The organism is Mycobacterium sp. JS623, assembly GCF_000328565.1.
In the GTDB taxonomy this organism is placed as follows: Bacteria; Actinomycetota; Actinomycetes; order Mycobacteriales; family Mycobacteriaceae; genus Mycobacterium.
In genome coordinates this window covers 1290881-1311560 of sequence record NC_019966.1, presented here as the reverse complement: position 1 = coordinate 1311560, position 20680 = coordinate 1290881, and the positions used below count along the sequence as shown (strand labels likewise).

At 66.5% G+C, this 20680-nt stretch carries 17 protein-coding genes; 8 read left to right on the top strand and 9 right to left on the bottom strand.

Annotated elements, in window-relative coordinates; all coding sequences use genetic code 11:
- Positions 1 to 26 precede the first annotated feature (26 nt).
- From MYCSM_RS06270 to nei2, 5 genes are all read left to right on the top strand, one after another.
- The gene (locus MYCSM_RS06270) at positions 27 to 677 is read left to right on the top strand and encodes a TetR/AcrR family transcriptional regulator (protein WP_015305304.1); all 651 of its coding nucleotides are present in this window, start codon (positions 27 to 29) and stop codon (positions 675 to 677) included.
- 91 nt (positions 678 to 768) lie between these two features.
- Positions 769 to 5430, top strand: coding sequence for an ATP-dependent helicase (locus tag MYCSM_RS06265; RefSeq protein WP_015305303.1), 4662 nt, complete (start codon positions 769 to 771; stop codon positions 5428 to 5430).
- Positions 5431 to 5453: 23 nt separating this feature from the next.
- Complete coding sequence (locus MYCSM_RS06260) at positions 5454 to 6434, top strand: NAD(P)H-dependent flavin oxidoreductase (protein WP_015305302.1); 981 nt, start codon at positions 5454 to 5456, stop codon at positions 6432 to 6434.
- A gap of 1 nt (position 6435) precedes the next feature.
- A complete protein-coding gene (locus MYCSM_RS06255; RefSeq protein ID WP_015305301.1) occupies positions 6436 to 7386 on the top strand; it encodes an SDR family NAD(P)-dependent oxidoreductase in 951 nt (316 codons plus the stop codon).
- A gap of 3 nt (positions 7387 to 7389) precedes the next feature.
- A complete protein-coding gene (nei2, locus tag MYCSM_RS06250; RefSeq protein ID WP_015305300.1) occupies positions 7390 to 8151 on the top strand; it encodes an endonuclease VIII Nei2 in 762 nt (253 codons plus the stop codon).
- Here nei2 and MYCSM_RS06245 read toward each other — a convergent pair.
- Together MYCSM_RS06245 and MYCSM_RS06240 are read right to left on the bottom strand one after the other, a co-directional pair.
- Entirely contained in the window at positions 8098 to 9258 is a 1161-nt protein-coding gene (locus MYCSM_RS06245; RefSeq protein WP_015305299.1) for a fatty acid desaturase family protein, read from the bottom strand. The genes nei2 and MYCSM_RS06245 overlap by 54 nt on opposite strands.
- A 16-nt stretch (positions 9259 to 9274) precedes the next feature.
- Positions 9275 to 10342: a ferredoxin reductase gene (locus MYCSM_RS06240; protein WP_041311409.1), complete on the bottom strand. Its 1068-nt coding sequence runs from the start codon at positions 10340 to 10342 to the stop codon at positions 9275 to 9277.
- Positions 10343 to 10411: 69 nt separating this feature from the next.
- Between MYCSM_RS06240 and MYCSM_RS06235 the strand changes: the two genes are divergently transcribed.
- Both MYCSM_RS06235 and MYCSM_RS06230 read left to right on the top strand, forming a co-directional pair.
- Entirely contained in the window at positions 10412 to 11095 is a 684-nt protein-coding gene (locus MYCSM_RS06235; protein ID WP_015305297.1) for a TetR family transcriptional regulator, read from the top strand.
- A gap of 10 nt (positions 11096 to 11105) precedes the next feature.
- The gene (locus MYCSM_RS06230; protein WP_041313352.1) at positions 11106 to 11885 is read left to right on the top strand and encodes an enoyl-CoA hydratase/isomerase family protein; all 780 of its coding nucleotides are present in this window, start codon (positions 11106 to 11108) and stop codon (positions 11883 to 11885) included.
- Here MYCSM_RS06230 and MYCSM_RS06225 read toward each other — a convergent pair.
- Genes MYCSM_RS06225 through MYCSM_RS06210 form a run of 4 tightly spaced genes read right to left on the bottom strand, consistent with a single transcriptional unit; the run spans position 11854 to position 14165 of the window.
- Positions 11854 to 12591 carry an SDR family NAD(P)-dependent oxidoreductase gene (locus tag MYCSM_RS06225; RefSeq protein WP_442928523.1) on the bottom strand — a complete coding sequence of 246 codons (738 nt, stop codon included), beginning with the start codon at positions 12589 to 12591 and terminating at the stop codon, positions 11854 to 11856. The two genes, MYCSM_RS06230 and MYCSM_RS06225, sit on opposite strands and share 32 nt — an antisense overlap.
- Before the next feature lie 38 nt (positions 12592 to 12629).
- A complete protein-coding gene (locus tag MYCSM_RS06220) occupies positions 12630 to 13529 on the bottom strand; it encodes an NAD(P)H-binding protein (RefSeq protein WP_015305294.1) in 900 nt (299 codons plus the stop codon).
- A gap of 4 nt (positions 13530 to 13533) precedes the next feature.
- Positions 13534 to 13917, bottom strand: a complete 384-nt coding sequence (locus MYCSM_RS06215; protein WP_015305293.1) for a DUF1330 domain-containing protein — start codon at positions 13915 to 13917, stop codon at positions 13534 to 13536.
- Positions 13914 to 14165 carry a hypothetical protein gene (locus MYCSM_RS06210; protein WP_015305292.1) on the bottom strand — a complete coding sequence of 84 codons (252 nt, stop codon included), beginning with the start codon at positions 14163 to 14165 and terminating at the stop codon, positions 13914 to 13916. Before MYCSM_RS06210 ends, MYCSM_RS06215 begins: the two co-directional genes overlap by 4 nt.
- 551 nt (positions 14166 to 14716) lie before the next feature.
- Here MYCSM_RS06210 and MYCSM_RS06205 point away from each other — a divergent pair.
- Positions 14717 to 16528, top strand: a complete 1812-nt coding sequence (locus MYCSM_RS06205; protein ID WP_041313351.1) for a glycoside hydrolase family 2 protein — start codon at positions 14717 to 14719, stop codon at positions 16526 to 16528.
- On the opposite strand, the gene MYCSM_RS06200 is transcribed toward MYCSM_RS06205, so the two are convergent.
- The 3 genes from MYCSM_RS06200 to MYCSM_RS06190 are packed head-to-tail and all read right to left on the bottom strand — an operon-like array spanning position 16494 to position 20587.
- Entirely contained in the window at positions 16494 to 17381 is an 888-nt protein-coding gene (locus MYCSM_RS06200; RefSeq protein WP_015305290.1) for a pseudouridine synthase, read from the bottom strand. The two genes, MYCSM_RS06205 and MYCSM_RS06200, sit on opposite strands and share 35 nt — an antisense overlap.
- The gene (locus MYCSM_RS06195; protein ID WP_015305289.1) at positions 17378 to 19117 is read right to left on the bottom strand and encodes a glycerol-3-phosphate dehydrogenase/oxidase; all 1740 of its coding nucleotides are present in this window, start codon (positions 19115 to 19117) and stop codon (positions 17378 to 17380) included. The genes MYCSM_RS06200 and MYCSM_RS06195 overlap by 4 nt, the downstream gene beginning before the upstream one ends.
- 54 nt (positions 19118 to 19171) lie before the next feature.
- The gene (locus tag MYCSM_RS06190) at positions 19172 to 20587 is read right to left on the bottom strand and encodes an NAD(P)H-quinone dehydrogenase (protein ID WP_015305288.1); all 1416 of its coding nucleotides are present in this window, start codon (positions 20585 to 20587) and stop codon (positions 19172 to 19174) included.
- Positions 20588 to 20680 lie beyond the last annotated feature (93 nt).

Below are 20680 nucleotides of genomic sequence, written 5' to 3'. Positions count from 1 at the left end.
AGACAGGTGTCAACTAAGCTGGGGCCATGGCTGAGTCCCGACGTCGGCTGTCGCCCGACGACCGTCGCAACGAACTGCTGGCGTTGGGTGCGCAAGTCTTCGGCGAGCGGCCGTACGACGAGGTGCGCATCGACGAGATCGCCGAGCGGGCCGGGGTGTCGCGGGCACTGATGTACCACTACTTCCCCGACAAGCGGACGTTCTTCGCCGCGGTGATACGTGCCGAGGGTGACCGGCTGTTCGAGGCCACCAGCACCCCGCCGGAGCCGGGGCTCAGCCTGTTCGCACAGGTCCGCGAGGGCGTGTTGGCTTATGTGCGGTACGACGAGGAGCATCCGCACGGCGCATGGGCCGCGTATGTCGGCAACGGCAGCTCAGACCCGGTGCTGCGGGGAATCGAAGACGTCGACAACGACCGGCAGGCCAACCGGATCATTGAGCGCATCACCGACGCGGTCGGCGGAACGATGGATTCCAAGGTCGAACGCGACCTGCGGGTCACCATCTACGGCTGGCTGGCGTTCACATTCGAGATGTGCCGTCAGCGGCTGATCGATCCGTCGATCGATGCCGACTATGTCGGCGACTGCTGCGCACACGCGTTACTGGATGCGATCGGGCGGGTACCGGGCATCCCGTCCGCGTTGAGCGAAGCCGTCGCACCCGAGCATCGCTGATCTGGCGATTTCGGCGCGGTTAGCGTCGCTCAACCGACGGTTTCCGCGCCGAAATCGCGGACTTGTCGGTGCCGCACGGCACCATGGCTAGATGACCTCTGACCCGCTCAAGCGCTTCAGCGCGCTGACCCGGGAGTGGTTCACGGGCACCTTCGCCGAACCCACTCCAGCGCAGGCTCAAGCGTGGTCAGCCATCGCTGACGGCGACAACACGCTCGTCATCGCGCCCACCGGGTCCGGCAAGACGCTGGCCGCGTTCCTGTGGGCCATCGACCGGCTCGCCTCGTCAGAGCCCAGGCCGGCGAAGGCCGGCACCCGCGTGCTGTACGTATCGCCGCTGAAGGCGCTTGCCGTCGACGTCGAACGCAACCTTCGCACCCCGCTCACCGGGGTCGCCCGCGTCGCCGAGCGTCGCGGAGTCCCCGCACCCGACATCAGTGTGGGGGTCCGCTCCGGCGACACTCCCCCGGCGCAACGCCGCACGCTGATCACGAATCCGCCCGACATCCTGATCACCACGCCGGAGTCGCTGTTCCTGATGCTGACCTCCGCGGCCCGCGAAACGCTGGCCGAGGTGCAGACGGTCATCGTGGACGAGGTGCATGCCGTCGCGGGCACCAAACGCGGCGCGCATCTGGCCCTGTCGCTGGAGCGGCTCGACCAGATCCTGGCCACGCCCGCTCAGCGCATCGGGCTGTCGGCCACCGTCCGTCCGGCCGAGGAAGTCGCGCGATTCCTTTCGGGGCAGGCGAGGACGACGATCGTCGCGCCGCCCGCGGCCAAGACCTTCGACCTGTCGGTTCAGGTACCGGTCCCCGACATGGCCAACTTGGAGAACAACTCCATCTGGCCGGATGTCGAGGCGCGCATCGTCGACCTGATCGAGGCGCACCGCAGCTCGATCGTGTTCGCCAACTCGCGACGACTGGCCGAGCGACTTACCTCGCGGCTCAACGAGATTCACGCCGAACGCATGGGCATCGAGCTGCCGGAAGGGCGCAACCCCCAGGTCGGCGGCGGCTCGCCGGCGCAACTGATGGCCAGCGGTCAGTCCCACGGCGCACCCACGCTGTTGGCCCGCGCGCACCACGGCTCGGTCAGCAAGGAGCAACGCGCCCTCGTGGAGGACGACCTCAAGAGCGGGCGGCTACGCGCGGTGGTCGCGACGTCCAGCCTCGAGCTGGGCATAGACATGGGCGCGGTCGACTTGGTGATCCAGGTCGAGGCGCCGCCGTCGGTGGCCAGCGGATTGCAGCGCATCGGCCGCGCGGGGCACCAGGTTGGCGAAATCTCCCAGGGCGTGCTGTTTCCCAAGCACCGCACCGACCTGATCGGGTGCGCGGTCACGGTGAAGCGGATGCTGGCCGGCGAGATCGAGACCATGCATGTGCCGACGAATCCGCTCGACGTGCTGGCGCAACACACGGTAGCGGCCTGCGCGCTGGAGCCCATCGACGCCGATCGCTGGTTCGACGCGGTGCGTCGCAGCGCGCCGTTCGCGACGTTGCCGCGCAGCGCATTTGAGGCGACGCTGGACCTGCTGTCCGGCAAGTACCCGTCCACCGAGTTCGCCGAACTGCGGCCGCGGCTGGTGTATGACCGGGATGCGGGCACTCTGACGGCGCGCCCGGGTGCGCAGCGGTTGGCGGTGACGTCCGGCGGCGCGATCCCGGACCGCGGCCTGTTCACCGTCTACCTCGCCACCGACTCCGAAAAGCCCTCTCGGGTAGGTGAACTCGACGAGGAGATGGTCTACGAATCCCGACCGGGTGACGTGATCTCGCTTGGCGCGACCAGCTGGCGCATCACCGAGATCACCCATGATCGGGTGCTGGTCATCCCGGCGCCGGGCCAGCCCGCGCGGCTGCCATTCTGGAAGGGCGACGGTGTCGGCAGGCCCGCAGAGTTGGGCGCGGCCGTCGGCGCGTTCACGGGTGAGCTGGCACGGCTCGGACGCGACGAATTCGTCGAGCGTTGCCGGGCAATGGGTTTCGACGAGTTCGCCTCCAACAATCTGTGGCAGCTGCTCGACGACCAGCGCCAGGCGACGGGCACGGTGCCCAGCGATAGCACACTTCTTGTCGAGCGGTTCCGCGACGAACTCGGCGACTGGCGAGTGATCCTGCACTCCCCCTACGGGCTTCGGGTGCACGGACCGCTCGCACTGGCTGTATCGCGACGGCTGCGCGAACGCTACGGCATCGACGAGAAACCGACCGCGTCCGACGACGGCATCATCGTTCGGCTGCCGGACACCGAGGACGCCGCACCCGGGGCCGACCTGTTCGTGTTCGACACCGACGAGATCGAACCGATCGTCACCGCGGAGGTGGGCGGCTCGGCGTTGTTCGCTTCACGATTCCGCGAATGTGCCGCCCGCGCACTGCTTTTGCCACGTCGACATCCCGGCAAACGGTCGCCGCTGTGGCATCAGCGCCAACGGGCCGCGCAGCTGCTCGACGTCGCCCGCAAGTATCCGGACTTCCCGATCGTGCTGGAAGCGGTCCGCGAATGTCTGCAGGACGTCTACGATGTGCCCGCGCTCACCGAGTTGATGCACCGGGTGGCGCAGCGGCGGCTGCGGGTGGTCGAAGTGGAGACCGCTACCCCGTCACCATTCGCGGCGTCATTGTTGTTCGGCTACGTCGGCGCATTCATGTACGAGGGCGACAGCCCGCTCGCCGAGCGGCGCGCCGCCGCACTGTCACTGGACAGCGTGCTGCTGGCGGAGCTGTTGGGCCGGGTCGAGTTGCGCGAGCTGCTCGATCCACAGGTCATCGCGACCACCACACAACAACTGCAGCATCTGAGCTCCGACCGGCTAGCCCGCGACGCGGAGGGCATCGCGGATCTGCTGCGGGTGCTCGGCCCCCTGACCGAAGACGAGATCGCCCAGCGCTGCACGACAACCGAGGTGGGCGGCTGGCTGGACGGCCTGCTAGCCGCAAAGCGGGCGGTCAGGGTGTCGTTCGCCGACCAAACCTGGTGGGCCGCAGTCGAAGACATCGGTCTGCTGCGCGACGGCGTCGGTGTCGCTGTGCCGGTGGGGGTGCCGGCAGCGTTCACCGAATCGGTCGACGACCCGCTCGGCGAATTACTCGGCAGATACGCCCGTACGCACGGACCGTTCACCACTCACGACGCCGCGGCCCGCTTCGGGCTCGGGCTGCGGGTGACCGCGGATGTGCTGGGCCGCATGGCCATCGACGGCAGACTGATCCGCGGTGAGTTCACCGATTCTGCGGATGGCGAGCAATGGTGTGACGCAGACGTTTTGAAGATTTTGCGGCGCCGGTCACTGGCCGCGCTGCGAGCGCAGGTCGAGCCGGTCAGCACCGCTGCATACGGACGCTTCCTGCCGTCGTGGCAGCACGTCGGCTCGCACAATTCGGGCATCGACGGTCTAGCCGCCGTGATCGAACAGTTGGCCGGGGTACCGATTCCGGCGTCCGCGGTCGAATCGCTGGTGTTCGGGCAGCGGGTGCGCGACTACCAGCCGTCGATGCTCGACGAGCTACTTGCCTCCGGTGAGGTCACGTGGTCGGGGGTGGGTCAGATCGGCGGTGGGGACGGCTGGATCGCGTTCCATCCCGCCGAGTCGGCGCCGTTGACGCTGGCCGCGCCGACAGAGATCGAGTTCACCGACACTCATCGGTCGATCTTGGAAACACTCGGCGGCGGCGGCGCGTACTTCTTCCGTCAGCTTGCCGATGGCCCGATTGCCGGCTCAGCCGGCGGAGGCCAGATTGCCGGCTCAGCCGGCGGTGGCCCGATTGCCGGCTCAGCCGGCGGAGGCCAGATTGCCGGCTCAGCCGGCGGAGGCCAGATTGCCGGCTCAGCCGGCGGTGGCGACACCGAACAGTTCAAACAGGCGCTCTGGGAACTGATTTGGGCGGGCTGGGTCACCGGCGACACCTTCGCGCCGATGCGCGCGATGCTGGTCGGCACGCGACGGTCCACCGGCCGGCGCGGAACACCGGCACATCGGCAACGGCAGCGTCCGCCGCGGTTGAGCCGCTACAGCGTCGCGCACGCGCAGGCCCGCAGCTCCGATCCGACGGTGGCTGGCCGATGGTCGGCGCTGCCCACGGCCGAGCCGGAGTCGACGGTGCGCGCGCATTTCCAGGCCGAGTTGTTGCTCAGCCGGTACGGCGTGCTGACCAAGGGCGCGGTGGGCGCCGAGGAGGTGCCTGGCGGCTTCGCGATGCTGTACAAGGTGCTGACCGCTTTCGAGGATGCGGGCCGATGCCAGCGCGGTTACTTCGTCGAGTCGCTGGGCGGGGCGCAATTCGCGGTCGCGTCGACGGTCGACCGGCTGCGGTCCTACCTCGACGGCGTCGACCCGGAGCGCCGCGAATACCACGCGGTCGTGCTGGCCGCCGCCGATCCCGCCAACCCGTACGGCGCCGCGCTGCCGTGGCCGTCGCGCAAGGTGGCCGAGGAGGACGTGTCGCATCGGCCGGGTCGCAAGGCGGGTGCGCTGGTCGCCCTCGTCGACGGCGAACTGGCATGGTTCCTCGAGCGTGGCGGGCGATCGCTGTTGAGTTTCACCGCCGACACCGACGCGCACGCCGCGGCCGCAGCGGCGTTGGCCGATCTCGTGAGCGCCGGGCACATCGGCCCGCTGCTCGTCGAGAAGGTCAATGGCGTTCCGGTGTTGGAGTGGGTCGCCGAAGGCGAGCGCGCGGCAGTGCAGGACGCGTTGATCGGAGCCGGGTTCGCGCGCACCCCCAGGGGCCTACGTCTGCGCTGACGTCGGCGCCTACAGTTCGGGACATGGCCCTCCGTACGGCGTTGACGACGATGTTCGGAATCGACCACCCGATCGTGCTTGCCCCGATGGGCAGTGTGGCCGGTGGAGCGCTCGCGGCGGCCGTGTCGGAAGGTGGCGGGCTCGGGCTGCTCGGCGCTGGCCGCGGCGGCCTGAACTGGCTCGCGCGCGAGTGTGCGATCGCCGAGGCAGCGACCGCGAAGCCGTGGGGCATCGGATTTTTGACGTGGGCGATCGGCCCCGAAGCCGTCGAGGCAGCGATCCAACGATCCCCGGCGGCCATCATGCTGTCGTTCGGAGATCCAACCCCGTTTGCCGAAACGATCCTGACCGCAGGCATTCCACTGATGGTGCAGGTCACCGATATGGATGAGGCGCGACGCGCGCTGGATGTCGGCGCGAACGTCGTTGTGGCACAAGGCGGTGAGGCCGGCGGCCACGGTGGCGGTCGCGCGACACTGCCGTTCGTGCCCGCTGTGGTCGACATTGCCGGCGGGACACCGGTGCTCGCCGCAGGCGGGATTGCCGACGGCCGCGGATTGGCGGCGGCGCTGATGCTCGGGGCTGCGGGCGCCCTGATGGGTACCCGGTTCGAGGCCACCGATGAGGCGCTGCTCGATGCCGAGGAAGCAAAGGCGATCATGGCGGCGGGGGCCTCCGACACGGTCCGCGGCCGCGTCCTTGACATCGCCACCGAGGCCGGGTGGCCTGCCCGCTATCCCGCGAGAACGCTGCGTAACCGGTTCACCCACGCATGGGACGGCAAGGAATCCGAGCTCGAATCCGATGAAAGCGCGCTTGCCGAGTTCCGCGCCGCTGCCGACCGCGGCGACCGCGACTACCTGCCGATCTGGGCCGGCGAAGCCGTCGATCTGGTCAACGAGCTGGACTCCGCGAGCGCATTGGTCGCCCGCATCGCGCAGCAGGCCGAGGACGTGATCACAGCTGCCGGGAACACCGTCCAGCAGCCACAGGTTGGCCACTGACATGAGCCCTGACTTGATCACGACACCCTTCGGTTTCTCCTCGACGGCCGCGGAGGTCATCGCCGGCGTCGACCTATCCGATAAACGGGCCATCGTCACCGGCGCGTCGTCGGGAATCGGCGTCGAAACCGCGCGGGCACTGGCCGCCGCCGGGGCGGCGGTCACGCTGGCCGTCCGCAACACCGAGACCGGTGAGCGGGTCGCCGCCGACATTCGCGAAAGCACCGGCAACACCGCGGTCACCGTCGCCGCCCTGGAACTATCGGATCTCGCCAGCGTCAACGCGTTCATCTCTGCGTGGACCAGACCGCTTGACATCTTGGTCAACAACGCCGGCGTGATGGCGATCCAAGAGCTGACAATCTCTGCAAGCGGCCACGAAATGCAGTTCGCGACAAATCATCTCGGCCACTTCGCGCTGGCGCTCGGGCTGCATGATGCACTGGCGGCGGCCCCCTCCGCGCGGATTGTGTCGGTGAGCTCTGGTGGGCACCTGCGTTCACCTGTGGTGTTCGACGACATCGACTACGCATTTCGCGATTACGACCCGTTCGGCGCCTACGGTCAGTCGAAGACCGCCAATGTGCTGTTCGCCGTCGAGGCCACCCGCCGGTGGGCGTCGAACGGGATCGTCGCCAACGCCCTGATGCCGGGCGGAATCGCCACCCCGCTGCAGCGACACCTGCCCGCGCACTACGCCGCTGACGCCCTCGAGGCGTTTCGGGCGGCGGGCACGGACTTCAAGACGGTCGAGCAAGGCGCGGCAACGTCGGTGCTGCTGGCCGCCTCCCCCTTGGTGGAAGGTGTCGGCGGGCGCTACTTCGAGAACTGCAACGAAGCGGTGCGGGTCGAGCGCCGCGGCGGGCCAGGCACGGGCGGGGTCGCGCCGTATGCCCTGGACGCGGCCAATGCTGAACGACTGTGGGAACTTTCGCTGACGTGGGTCCAATGACGCATGCCTGAGGGCGACACCGTCTGGCACACCGCCACGATCTTGCGCGATGCGTTGGCAGGCAAGACGCTGACCCGATGCGACGTCCGGGTGCCCAAGTACGCGACTGTCGACCTGACCGGCCAGGTGGTCGACGAGGTGATCAGCCGCGGCAAGCATCTGTTCATCCGGGTCGGCACAGCCAGCATCCATTCGGACCTGAAGATGGAGGGCAGTTGGAAGGTCAACCCGGTCAGCAAGCCGAGCCGGGCAGGCTATCGGATCCGGATCATTCTGGAAACGGCTGACTTTCAGGCAGCTGGCATCGATCTGGGCGTACTCGAAGTACTCGAGCGCGACCACGACATGGACGTCGTCGCCCATCTGGGCCCCGACCTTCTTGGCGACGACTGGGATCCGCAGGTCGCGGCGGTCAACCTGGTGGCCGAGCCCGACCGCCCGCTGTCCGAGACGCTGCTCGACCAGCGGGTGATGGCTGGTGTCGGAAACGTCTTCTGCAACGAACTGTGCTTCGTCACCGGGCACCTGCCCACCGCTGCGGTCAGCCAGGTCAAGGACCCGCTGCGGATAGTACAGCGGGCCCGAGACATGCTGTGGCTGAACCGCTCTCGGTGGAATCGCACGACCACCGGCAATACCCGCCACGGCCAAGAGTTGTGGGTCTACGGCCGCGGCGGGCTACCCTGCCGACGCTGCGGCACGCCGATCGAGTCAGACAACAGTGGCGACCGCATCTGCTACTGGTGCCCGGTCTGCCAGACCTGAGGGCAGCGCCAGCTTGATGATCTTGCGGACCACCGTCGCGAACTGCTTCGGCAGCGGACCCGTGTTGTACGGGACGCCGTAGCGCCCGCAAACCTCGCGGACCTCTTCGGAGATTTCTGCGTGGCGGTGCGCCGGGATGTCGGGGAACAGATGGTGCTCGATCTGGAATGACAGGTTGCCGCTCAGGATGTGAAAGAGCTTGCCGCCGGTCAGGTTTGCCGATCCGAGGATCTGGCGGAAGTACCACATCCCGCGGGTCTCGGCCTTGGTCTCCTCGATGGAGAACTCCTGGACGTCCTCGGGGAAGTGACCGCAGAAGATGATCATGTACGACCAGACGTTGCGGATCAGGTTGGCTGTCAGGTTGCCCGCCAACACCCACGGCGCGAACGGACCGGCCAGCAGCGGGAACGCCACATAATCCTTCAGCGTCTGCCGCTTGGTCTTGCGCCAAATCCCTTCGAGGATCTCGCGCTTGTCGGCGATCGAAATCTCACCCGCGCGGATCCGCTCGGTTTCGAGCTCGTGCAGCGCAACGCCATACTGGAACAGCACCATCAACAGGAATGCGTAGATCGGGTTGCCGAGGAAGTACGGCCGCCACTTCTGGTCCTCACTCATCCGCAGGATGCCGTAACCGATGTCGCGGTCCATCCCGACGATGTTGGTGTAGGTGTGGTGCATGTAGTTGTGCGAGTGGCGCCACTGATCACCCGGGCACGCGGTGTCCCATTCGAACCCGCGGCTGGAGATCGCCGGATCGCCCATCCAGTCGTACTGGCCGTGCATCACGTTGTGACCGATCTCCATATTGTCGATGATTTTCGACAGGCCGAGCATCGCCGTGCCAGCCAGCCAGAACGGCGGGAAGATACCGCCGAACAGCAGCGCACGGCCGCCGACCTCAAGCGCCCGTTGGGCCTTGATGATTCGGCGGATGTAGGTCGCGTCGCGCTCACCTAGATCGGCGATCACGCGTTCCTTCAGTGCATCGAGCTCACGGCCGAACGCCTCGGCCTGCTCGGGGGTCATGCTGACGGTCTTGCCGCCGACGGTCTTGCTGATCGTCTTGGGGGCGGGAGCGGTGGCTGTGGTGGTGACAGTCATGGCGAACTCCTTTCGGTTAAAGGGCGATGTCGACGTCGCCGACGGGGACGGTCACGCAGATCTGTACGTCCTCCTGCTCGGCACTCGACACCGTTCCGGTGATGAGGTTGCGGACCACGCCGGTGGTTTTGCGACGGGTACAGCTGTGGCAGATGCCCATTCGGCAGCCACTTTCAGGCGTGAGTCCCGCGGCTTCGGCCTGCTCGAGTAGCGGCCTGCCGTCGTCAGTCACCTCGACCCCGCTGTCGGCGAAGGTAACGCTGCCGCCTGACGCCTGTGCTGACGTGTCGAAAACCGGCGGAACGAAGCTCTCAGCGCGCACGTTTGGGCAGTGCTCGCGGACGGCGTCGACCAAAGCCGCCGGGCCGCAGACGAACACGGCGTCGGCGTCTGGCATCGCCGCCGCCAGATGATCGGGCCCGAACCGGCCCTCAAGATCGGAACCGGCGGTCGAGCGGGTGTAGCCGTGCAAGACCTTGACGCCGGACATGGCGTCAAGCTCGTCTCGGTAGCAGGCTTCGTCAACCGAACGCGCGTAGTGGATGAAAGCCACCTCGCGGTCGGAGCCTTCAGCACGCATGGTGCGCAACATCGACATCACCGGGGTGATGCCGCTGCCGCCGGAGACGAACAGGATGCGTTGCGGCCTGGTGGCGGGGAGTACGAAGTCCCCGCCCACGGCGTCGAGTCCGACGACCATGCCGGGCCGCGCGTGCTCGTAGAGGTAGGTGGAGACCAGTCCGCCGTCGTGGCGGCCAACGGTCAGCTCGATGTACGGCGCGCCCTCGGCGCTGGCCGGTGAGTAGGGCCGGGTGCGGCGACGGCCGTCGATCTCGACGGTGAGGTTGATGTGCTGTCCGGCGCGAAAGCCGGTGAACGCCCGGTTGGGCTCGAGAGTCAGGGTGACGCTGCGCGGGGTCTGGCGGCGGACCGCAACGATCTTGGCCCGGGCGTCTCCCGTGGTCCAAGTCGCGGCGACAAGTTCGGTGTACCGGTCCACGCCGTGGGGCCCAGTCAGCAGGTCGACCAGCGGTGACCTGAGCACCCTGTCCCGCAGCCTCGGGGTCAAAGTTTGAGTGAACATGTGTACACTGTGCGGCACGCCACCGGAATCCGTCAACCGATTCGAGCAGGTTGTGGTAGGTTTCACATAGTGAACAGTCGTACGCCCAGTTCACGAACGAGTAGATCGAGTCGTTCGAGTAAATCGCGCTCCCGCGACACCCTGTCGCGCGAGGAGCGCAAAGAAGCCACTCGCCGCGCCATCGTCGCGGCGGCGCTGAGGCTGCTCGAGGACCGCAGCTTCGCCGCGCTGAGCCTGCGCGAAGTCACGCGAGAGGCCGGCATCGTGCCCGCGGCGTTCTATCGGCATTTCGAGTCGATGGAGGCGCTCGGGCTGGTGTTGATCGACGAGTCGTTCCGCAGACTGCGCGACATGCTGCGCTCTGCACGGGCCGGCAAACTCGACCCCAACCGCGTCATCGAATCCACCGTCGACATCCTCATCGACAGCTTCAACGAAGATCGCGAGCACTGGCGGTTCATCGGCCGCGAACGCTCCAGCGGTGTGACGGTGTTGCGGTACGCGATCCGCACCGAAATTCGGTTGATCACTTCGGAATTGGCGATCGACCTAGCCCGGTTTCCAGGGCTGAACACCTGGAGCAGCGAGGATCTCAACATCCTGGCCAGCCTGTTCGTCAACGCGATGATCGTGATCGCCGAGGCCACCGAGGACGCCAACGACCAGGCGGCCATCGATGAGATCAAGCGCACCGCGGTCAAGCAGCTGCGGATGATCGCCGTTGGCGTCAGCGGGTGGCGCAGCGAGGTTTAACGTGAGGCGCATGCCGCACCTCGAATTGACTTCCCCGCGTCCCGATATCGCCGTGCTCACCCTGAACCGGCCCGAGAAGCTCAACGCGCTGAACTACGAGCTCGTCGAGGAACTGCATGCCGCGCTTGACGGCATCGCGGCCGACAACGACTGCCGCGTCGTGGTGCTGACGGGCGCGGGGCGGGGTTTTTGTTCGGGTCTCGATCTGTCCGACCCGAATCCATCGCAGGCGGGCGGGGGCACGGAGTTTCCGCGGTCCGGCATGCGCTGGCAGGAACTCATCGCGAACCTCACTGCGAAGATTTACCGGCTGCGGCAGCCGGTGATCGCAGCGGTCAACGGGCCCGCCTACGGTGGCGGGTTCGGCATAGCGCTGGCATGCGACATCCGGATCGCCTCCGAGTCGGCGCGGTTCTGCACGCAGTTCATCAAGCTCGGCATCGGCGGCTGCGACATCGGCGTGAGCTACACGTTGCCCCGCATCATCGGCGCCGGACCGGCATTCGACTTGATCCTGACGGCACGCGCCGTCGACGCCGACGAGGCGCTGCGGCTTGGCATTGTCTCGCGGTTGTCGGACTCAGTGGTCGACGACGCACTGGACATCGCCGAAACACTCTGTGGTTACGGCAAATTCGGCGTCGAGTCCACCAAGCAGGTGATGTGGGCGAATCTCGACGCCGGCAGCCTCGAGTCGGCGCTGCACCTGGAGAACCGCAGCCAGATCCTGGCCGGGGCGGGCGGGCTGATCGGCGAGGCTAGCGAGGCGTTCCGCCACCGTCAGCGATGATCACCTGCCCGGTGATGTAGCTGCCTGCGTCCGACGTCAACAGCAGTGCGGCGCCGACCATTTCATCGGGCGAGGCCAACCGCTTCATCAGCGTGCCGCCCTTCATGTACTCGATCGCCTCAGGTGGGTTGTTGCGCATCATGTCGGTGTCGACGGGACCCGGCGCCAGCGCGTTGACCCTGATGCCGTGCGCGACGTACGCGGCGGACATCGATCGTGTGAACGAGAGAAGCGCCGCCTTGCCCGCCGCGTACATAGACACCTGCGGCGCGAACTGGAATGCGCCCGTCGACACCATGTTCAGCACGGCCGCGTGCGAGCTCGCCTGCAGATGAGGCAACGCATGCTGCACCAAGAACACGGGCCCGCGCAGGTTCACCTCATACGACTTCGACCACGCGTCAACGGTCATCTCTCCGAGCGGTTGCGCGAGCGCATTGGCGGCGTTGTTGACCACTACATCGATGCCGCCGAACTCGTCGACGGTCAGCTGCACCAGGGCGCCCAGAGAGTCGACGTCGCCGAGGTGTGTCGGCACCCCAATCGCCTCGCCGCCGAGCCCGCGCAAGTGTTCGGCGGCCTGATCGCACGCGTCGGGTTTGCGACTCGCGACTACGACGCGAGCGCCGGCCAGCACGAAACCCTCCGCCAGGGCGAGGCCGATTCCTCTGGTACCGCCCGTGACGACGACGGTACGGCCGGTCATGTCGAACAGACGCTGAAAGGCTTCGCGATTCACGCCGCTCAGTAGAACAGATCCGGATTCGACGCCACGTACTGCTCGACGGTTTGTGCGGCCTGGCCGGTGATCTGCTCGACGTCGTCGGTGCGACGGTCGTAGCGTCCTTCGCGATGTAACCGCGCCATCGTGGCGATGTGCTGGTTGACATGGTCGGGCAGACCCACCGGCGTGAGCACCCGACGCTCCCATTCGTCCAGGACCAGATCTTCGGCGGTGATCGGCCGGTTCAGCGCGCGACTGTAATGCTCTGCCAGGCCGTTGATGTCGAGCACCTCGGGACCGGTCAGCTCATATACCTCGCCGATCCGGCCGTCGGGGTGGCGCAGCAGGGCAACCACCACGCGGGCGACGTCGTCGGCGGAGATCGGCGAAGTTCGCCCGGTGCCGAAGGGCAGCGCGAGAACGCCGCGTTCGTGGACAGCTTGTTTCGCCAGAGAGGTGAACAACGGGTTGTCAAGGAAAGTCGTTGGCCTGACGTGGATTACGGGCAGGCCGGACCAGTTGAGGACGTGCTCGGCCAGCCAGTGCAGGCGATGTTGGTTGGATTCGCCGGTGCCGGTGAGCGTCATCTGCGACACCGTCATCTGGGACATGTTCACGATGACGTCGACCTCTCCACGCTCCAATGCCACCGCGCACACCTCGGTGGTGGCGCGCAGATAGTCCGGGGACACGCTCATGTTGAAGAACATCCGACGCACACCGATCATCGCGTCGACGATGTCGCGGGCACTGGTCAGGTCGCCGACGATCACGTCGGCGCCCGTCGCACGCAATTGGTCGGCGCGCTCGTCGTCGCGCCGCACCATGGCGCGCACTTGCTCTCCATCGTCGAGCAGCTGCTGCACGACACGGCGGCTGACGCTGCCGATGCCACCACCGGCGCCTGTGATCAGGTACATGGCGTTACTCGGCGCGGGACCAGATCGAGGTTGCGATGAGGTCGCCGCGGTCCAGCCCAGCCGCGCGATGTTGGTGGACCTTGAGGTATTCCTCGTTGGTCACCATGTCGAGGAACGCGGCCGGTGACGGATACTCGACCACGATAATGGCGTCCCACCAAGGCTTTTCGCCGTCGCCGATGACGACCGTCGGTGCGTCGCCCGCATAACGGACGGTGCCGCCGACGCGCTGCAGGTGTGGCGTGACCTCTTGGATGTACCGGATGTAACTCTGTCTGCCGCCGTCGTCCTTGAACTGCAGCAGGTTGATCATCACGACGGGTTCGTCGGCCGGCCGCGCGACCAGTGCCGCGATCTGTTCCGGCGTCGGCTCAAGCGATGCACTCATCCGATGCAGCCGCTCACGTTGATCCGGCGGCCGGCGTTCACACAGACGTTGACATTCGGTGCCGGCGGTGGAGGCGGCGGAGCGTACAGCGCATCGTTGAGTTCCGAGAACGGATCCGCGCACCCGCTGACGTCGACGTACCTGCCGCCGACCGAACCGCATACCGACGCGTGCGCCGTCGGTATAGCGGGCAGCATCAGGCCGGCAACGGACAGTACGGCGGCGCTGAGTATCGAGCACCTACTCATGTTGAGCTCCTTCGCCTCCTCAGCGCTCATCCTGCCCGCAGCGCTGACCCGACACCGGCCGATTCACGATTACCCGAAACTACGGCGAAAACTTGCGGAGACGTATATATTTTGCTCCCTAGGCAAGCATCGCGCCGCCTGCTCGCGTGAAGCGGCACCCGCGGTACTAGCGCGCAGACTTCCGATTGCTCATTGTTTCATTGACTTCGCGCGTTGCCACTTGGGATTCCCAGTCCTCGCACATGATGAAAAGTTCTTGTGCGACGCGTATTTGGTTTCTGGCGATCTTGATCGCGGCTAGGCTAGATTTGCCATCGGCAATTGCACCGTTTCCATCTGTTTCGACACCGTTCGTCGGGAAACCACAGGATTCCCACGTCACTGACGGGCTCGTTGCGTTTGCTGTATAGAACCGGTATGCGGCCAGGCGGGGGCACGCGCCGCACTTCCGGGTTGTCCCGGCTTCAACCTTGGGGGTTACTGCTGTGCGCTGCAATCGCGTGTGGGTCGGCCGTTTCGCGGCGGCGGCGTGCGCCCTGTTAGCTGTCTTCATGACGGGTAACGCGCCTGCCAACGCGGTGGTGTCATGGCACCCGAAGGCGGCGCCGTTGTCGACACCGTGGACTCACCTGGTCGGACCTGACAACGCGCTGCCCGACTACCCGCGCCCGCAGATGGCGCGAACGAATTGGCTGAACCTTAACGGGGTGTGGAGTTATACCGGCCGCCCCGACGGAAACGCGACCCCGCCGTCGCCCAACGATTACACCGAGCAGATCTTGGTCCCGTACCCCACGGAGTCGGCGCTATCCGGTGTCCAGCGCCACGACGAGCAGATGTGGTATCGCAAGGTCTTCAAGCTGCCGAGTTCCTGGCTCGGCCGACACGTGCTGCTGCACTTCGGCGCGGTCGACCAGATCGCCACCGTGTGGGTGAACAACCAGGAAGTGGCCCACCACGAAGGCGGGTACACCGAGTTCAGCGCGGACATCACCAAGGCGCTGCGCTGGCCGGGGCCGCAAGAGATCATCGTGCGGGTCGACGACCGCAACGAAACCAACCCGTTTCCCGTCGGCAAGCAGCGCAACAGTCCGAGCGGACTGTTCTACACCGGCTCATCGGGCATTTGGCAGACGGTGTGGATCGAGCCGGTGCGCGCCGCGCATGTCGAGAAGCTCGACATCGCCACGGATCTGACGAGTCTGACCGTCACGCCGAGAGTTTCGGGGGCCCGAAACGAGCGCGCCATGGTGATGGTCTCAGCACCGGGTCGCGGTGTGGTGTCGATCAGGTCCGGCAAACCGGGCCAGCCGATCCGTCTCTTGATACCGAATGCACGGCCGTGGTCGCCCGACGATCCGTATCTCTACGACGTCAAGGTCGGGCTGCTGAGCCCGTCAGGGAAGCTGATCGACGAGGTTTCCAGCTATGCCGGATTGCGCACGATCGGCACCGTCAAGGATGCGAAAGGCAAGCCCCGCATCGCGTTGAACGGGAAGGTCACGTTCCTGCATGGCCCCTTGGATCAGGGGTACTGGCCCGACGGGCTCTACACCGCACCGACCGATGCCGCCTTGAAGTTCGACCTCGAGCAGATCAAGAAGCTGGGAATGAACTTCGTTCGCAAGCACGGCAAGGTGGAACCGGCGCGCTGGTACTACTGGGCCGACAAACTCGGTCTGATGGTGTGGCAGGACATGCCATCGCTGTACGTGTCGCTCGATATCCCGACCGGACCACTTCCGGATCCGCCTCCTGTGACGAAGGGGAATTTCGAGCGGGAGTTGTTCGCGATGATCGATCAGCTGCGCAGTGTCACGTCGATCGTCGGCTGGGTGCCGTTCAACGAAGGCTGGGCCGAATACGACACGGCCAGGATCACCAAGGCGGTGAAGGCGGCAGACCCGACGCGCCTGGTCGACGCGAACAGCGGGGCCAACTGCTGCAAATCGCGTCCCGACAGCCACGCCGGCGACATCTGGGACGACCACACCTATGTCGGTCCTGGCCGTCCGGTGCTGCCCGACCCACTCGACCCGCGGGTCACGGTGGACGGCGAATACGGTGGCCTCGGACTGGTGCTCGATAAGAACCGGTGGCCTGGACGGCCCGAGGCCTACGAGATGACGGATAGCCAGGCGCGACTGACACAGCGATACATCGAGGTCAGTCAGGACCTCGAACAGTTCATTCGCGGAGCCAACCTGTCGGGCGCGATCTACACCCAGACGACCGACGTCGAAAACGAGGTCAACGGATTCCTGAGCTACGACCGGCGGGTGGTCAAGATGGACATTGCGGCAGTCGCCGACCGGAATCGCGCGGTGATCACAGCGGGGACGGAGTCGGCCGACCGTCGGTGACCAGCGTGCTTCTGCTGACGAACTCGCGGTGATCGCCACCGATGGGATCCGTGAACGCGAGGCGGTGCGCCAGCAGCTGCAAGGGTTGCGAGAAGTCGTCCGGTGCCACGTCCGTCACGTCCGGATACAACGGATCTCCAAAGATCGGCAGCCCTAGCGACGCCATGTGCACCCGTAACTGATGCGTGCGCCCGGTTCGCGGCGTCAGCCGATACAGGCCGCCGCCGAGGTGTTCGATCAGCGTCTCGGCGTTCGGTTCGCCCGGTTCCTCCACGGCCTGTAACTGGCCTCGCCGCTTGATAATTCGGCTGCGAACCGTCAGCGGGAACTCTAGATCCGAACGAACCGATGCCCGCGCCAGATACGTCTTGCGCACCTCACCGCGCGCGAACATCGCCTGATACGCCCCCCTGATCTCACGCCGCACCGTCAACAACAGCACGCCGGCGGTCAACCGGTCCAGCCGATGCGCCGGCGACAGCTCCGGTAGGTCGAGCTCACGCCGCAACCGCACCACTGCCGTCTGCGCCACATGCCGGCCCCGCGGCATCGTCGCCAGGAAATGCGGCTTGTCCACCACGACGATGTCGTCATCGCGATACAGCACCGGAATGTCGAACGCCACCGGCACCTCGTCGCGCAGCTCGCGATAGAAGTAGACGTGCGCGCCAGCAGGCAACACCGTCGTCGGGGTCACCACAGTGCCGTCGGGCAGAACTACTTCTCCTGCAAGGACTTTGGCCGCAGCATCGGCGCCCCACCGCGCGCGGAACTCGTCCGCCACCAGTCCACCGCGCAACCGTACCCGCGCCGGGCCAAGGCCATCGCGCACCGGCAGCGGAGCAGGTCTCAATTAAGCGGCACCGGCTCGAGGATTTCGGCGCGCGCTTCGGGCGCCGCCGCCCGCAATGCATCGGCGGACTCATCGTCAGGCTGTTGCTGCGACCGGACCTCGGCATCGACCCGCGCGCAGTAAGTCGCAACCTCGCGGTCGATGTCCTCGGCGCTCCAACCCAGCACGGGCGCAACGACTTCGGCAACCTCACGCGCACAGTCGACGCCTCGGTGCGGGTATTCGATCGAGATTCGCATGCGGCGCGCCAGGATGTCCTCGAGATGCAGCGCACCCTCGGCCGCCGCCGCGTACCACGCCTCCACCTTGAGATACACCGGCGCCTCGGTGATCGGCGTCAGCAGCTCCGGCCTGCCCTTGGCGAGTGCGAGCACTTCACCGATCAGCGATCCGTACCGGTCCAGGAGGTGGCGCACCCGGTACGGGTGCAAGTTGTAATGCGAACCGACACTTTCGGTTTGGTTCACCAGCGCGAAGTACCCGTCGGCGCCCATGAGCGGCACCTTCTCGGTGATCGACGGCGCAACGCGGGCGGGAATGAACTCGGCAGCGGCGTCGATCGCGTCGGAGCCCATCACCCGGTAGGTGGTGTACTTGCCACCGGCAATGGCCACGAGACCCGGAGCAGGCACAGCCACCGCGTGCTCACGTGACAGCTTGGACGTCTCTTCGCTCTCCCCTGCCAGCAGGGGCCGCAGGCCCGCATAGACACCGTCGATGTCGTCATGCGTCAACGGCGTTGCGAGCACGGTGTTCACGTGCCCGAGGAGGTAGTCGATGTCGGCCTTGGTGGCCGCGGGGTGCGCCAGGTCGAGGTTCCAGTCGGTGTCGGTGGTGCCGATGATCCAGTGCGTGCCCCAGGGAATGACGAACAGCACCGACTTCTCGGTGCGCAGGATGATCGCGACCTCGCTGACGATGCGGTCGCGTGGCACGACGATGTGCACGCCCTTCGACGCTCGCACCCGGAACCGGCCGCGCTGCTTGGACAGCGCCTGGATCTCGTCGGTCCACACGCCGGTGGCGTTGACCACGACATGGCCGCGCACCTCGGTCACGTCACCGTTCTCGGAGTCGCGTACACGAACTCCGATTACGCGGTCGCCCTCGCGTAGCAGCGCCACCACCTGCGTGGAAGTTCGGACGACAGCGCCGTAGTGGGCCGCCGTGCGGGCCACCGTCATCGTGTGGCGAGCGTCGTCGACCACGGTGTCGTAGTAGCGGATACCGCCGATAAGCGAGCTGCGCTTGAGTCCCGGCGTCAGCCGCAGCGCGCCCGCGCGGGTCAAATGCTTTTGCGCTGGAACGGATTTCGCGCCGCCCAACTGGTCGTAGAGAAAGATTCCCGCCGCGATGTACGGCCGCTCCCACCACCGATGGGTCAGCGGAAACAAAAACTGCAGCGGCTTGACCAGATGTGGGGCAAGTGTTGTGAGCGAGAGTTCGCGTTCGTGCAGCGCTTCACGTACCAGACCGAACTCGAGCTGTTCGAGGTAGCGCAGCCCGCCGTGGAACATCTTCGAGCTGCGGCTCGACGTGCCGGAGGCGAAGTCGCGGGCCTCGACGAGCGCCACCTTCAGCCCGCGGGTCGCGGCGTCAAGGGCGGCACCGGCGCCGACGACGCCGCCACCTATCACAACGACGTCGAATTGCTCGCTGCCGAGCCGCTGCCAGGCCTGTTTCCGCTGCTCCGGGCCCAGCAACGTCTCGCCGTCGGCCGAGATCACGTCGCTCACTCGAATGGATCCTTGTTACTCGTCGGTACGGTTTCCATTCACAGGCTACTGGGGTTAGTCCAAATCGTCGTGTGCCATCAGCCGTCGCGCCGCCTCGACGATGGAGCCGGACAGCGAGGGATACACCGACAACGTCTGCGCCAGGTCTGTGACCGTGAGGTTGTTCTGCACCGACAGCGCGATCGGCAAGATCAGCTCCGAGGCGATCGGTGCGACCACGACGCCACCGATCACCACGCCGGTCGCCGGCCGGCAGAAGATCTTCACAAAACCAAGCCGTAGCAGCGACATCTTGGCTCTGGCGTTGGTGTTGAGCGGCAACATCAGGGTGCGCGCGGCCACCGTGCCGTCGTCGATCCGCGACTGCGGCACGCCGACGGCGGCGATCTCCGGCCTGGTGAACACCGCCGCCGCGACCGTCCGCAGCCGGATCGGGCTGACCGCCTCCCCCAGCGCGTGATACATCGCGATGCGGCCCTGCATGGCGGCCACCGATGCCAGCGGCAGTAGTCCCGTGCAGTCGCCGGCCGCATAGATGCCCGACGCCGTGGTCCGCGACACTCGGTCGACGCTCAGATAGTTGCCCGCTCCGAGCTCGATGCCGACCTTCTCCAGGCCCAGCCCTGAGGTGTTGGGCACCGAACCGACCGTCATCAACGCATGGCTGCCTTCGACCGTGCGCCCGTCGGCCATCGTCACCAGCACGCCGTCGGACGTCCGCAGCACCGAGTCGGCACGCGCGTTTTTCACCAGCCTGACGCCGCGTTCGGCGAACGCCTCCTCCAGTACCGCGGCGGCGTCGGAGTCCTCGTGCGGGAGGATCTGGTCCCGGCTGGCCACCACGGTCACCGGCACACCGAGTTCGGTGTAGGCGTTACAGAACTCGGCGCCGGTGACGCCGGAGCCGACGATGATCAGGTGCTTGGGCAGCTCGTGCAGGTCATAAAGCTGGCGCCAGTTCAGGATTCGTTCGCCGTCGGGCACCGCGTTGGGCAGCACACGCGGGCTGGCGCCAGTGGCGATCAGCACGACGTCGGCCTTCAGTGTGGCGACCCTGCCGTCGACAGTCGTCACCTTGACCCGATGCTGCGCCAACCCCGAAGCGTCGTCGACCAGTTCACCGCGGCCCTGCACCACGTTGACGCCCGCGCGCAGCAGTTGATGACCGATATCGGTGGACTGCGACTTCGCCAGTGTCTTCACCCGATTGTGGATCTGGTCCAGCGAGATCTTGGCGTCCTCGATCGCGATGTCGAACCCGAGCGGCGACGCGCGGCGCAGCTCGGTGCGCACCCCGGTCGACGCGATCAACGTCTTCGAGGGCACGCAGTCCCACAGCACGCAGGCGCCACCGATGCCGTCGGAGTCGACGACGGTGACCTCGGCCACCTCCCGACCCCGGGCGGCCGCGACGAGCGCCGCCTCATAGCCGGCGGGGCCGCCGCCGATGATCACGATGCGCGTTGCCACGGCACAAACCTAGCCAAGCGTGGCGTTGATCGCGCACCCGATTCCCGTGTCGCATCGGCCCGGCCCTCCGAATCCGGTCAGCGAAGCCTTAGG

Bases quoted from the DNA above. Each gene is read 5' to 3' on its own strand.
- MYCSM_RS06265 (WP_015305303.1), top strand. From the start codon at position 769: ATGACCTCTGACCCGCTCAAGCGCTTCAGCGCGCTGACCCGGGAGTGG.
- nei2 (WP_015305300.1), top strand. From the start codon at position 7,390: ATGCCTGAGGGCGACACCGTCTGGCACACCGCCACGATCTTGCGCGAT.
- MYCSM_RS06240 (WP_041311409.1), bottom strand. From the start codon at position 10,342: ATGTTCACTCAAACTTTGACCCCGAGGCTGCGGGACAGGGTGCTCAGG.
- MYCSM_RS06260 (WP_015305302.1), top strand. From the start codon at position 5,454: ATGGCCCTCCGTACGGCGTTGACGACGATGTTCGGAATCGACCACCCG.
- MYCSM_RS06230 (WP_041313352.1), top strand. From the start codon at position 11,106: ATGCCGCACCTCGAATTGACTTCCCCGCGTCCCGATATCGCCGTGCTC.
- MYCSM_RS06225 (WP_442928523.1), bottom strand. From the start codon at position 12,591: ATGACCGGCCGTACCGTCGTCGTCACGGGCGGTACCAGAGGAATCGGC.
- MYCSM_RS06270 (WP_015305304.1), top strand. From the start codon at position 27: ATGGCTGAGTCCCGACGTCGGCTGTCGCCCGACGACCGTCGCAACGAA.
- MYCSM_RS06205 (WP_041313351.1), top strand. From the start codon at position 14,717: ATGACGGGTAACGCGCCTGCCAACGCGGTGGTGTCATGGCACCCGAAG.
- MYCSM_RS06255 (WP_015305301.1), top strand. From the start codon at position 6,436: ATGAGCCCTGACTTGATCACGACACCCTTCGGTTTCTCCTCGACGGCC.
- MYCSM_RS06245 (WP_015305299.1), bottom strand. From the start codon at position 9,258: ATGACTGTCACCACCACAGCCACCGCTCCCGCCCCCAAGACGATCAGC.
- MYCSM_RS06215 (WP_015305293.1), bottom strand. From the start codon at position 13,917: ATGAGTGCATCGCTTGAGCCGACGCCGGAACAGATCGCGGCACTGGTC.
- MYCSM_RS06210 (WP_015305292.1), bottom strand. From the start codon at position 14,165: ATGAGTAGGTGCTCGATACTCAGCGCCGCCGTACTGTCCGTTGCCGGC.
- MYCSM_RS06220 (WP_015305294.1), bottom strand. From the start codon at position 13,529: ATGTACCTGATCACAGGCGCCGGTGGTGGCATCGGCAGCGTCAGCCGC.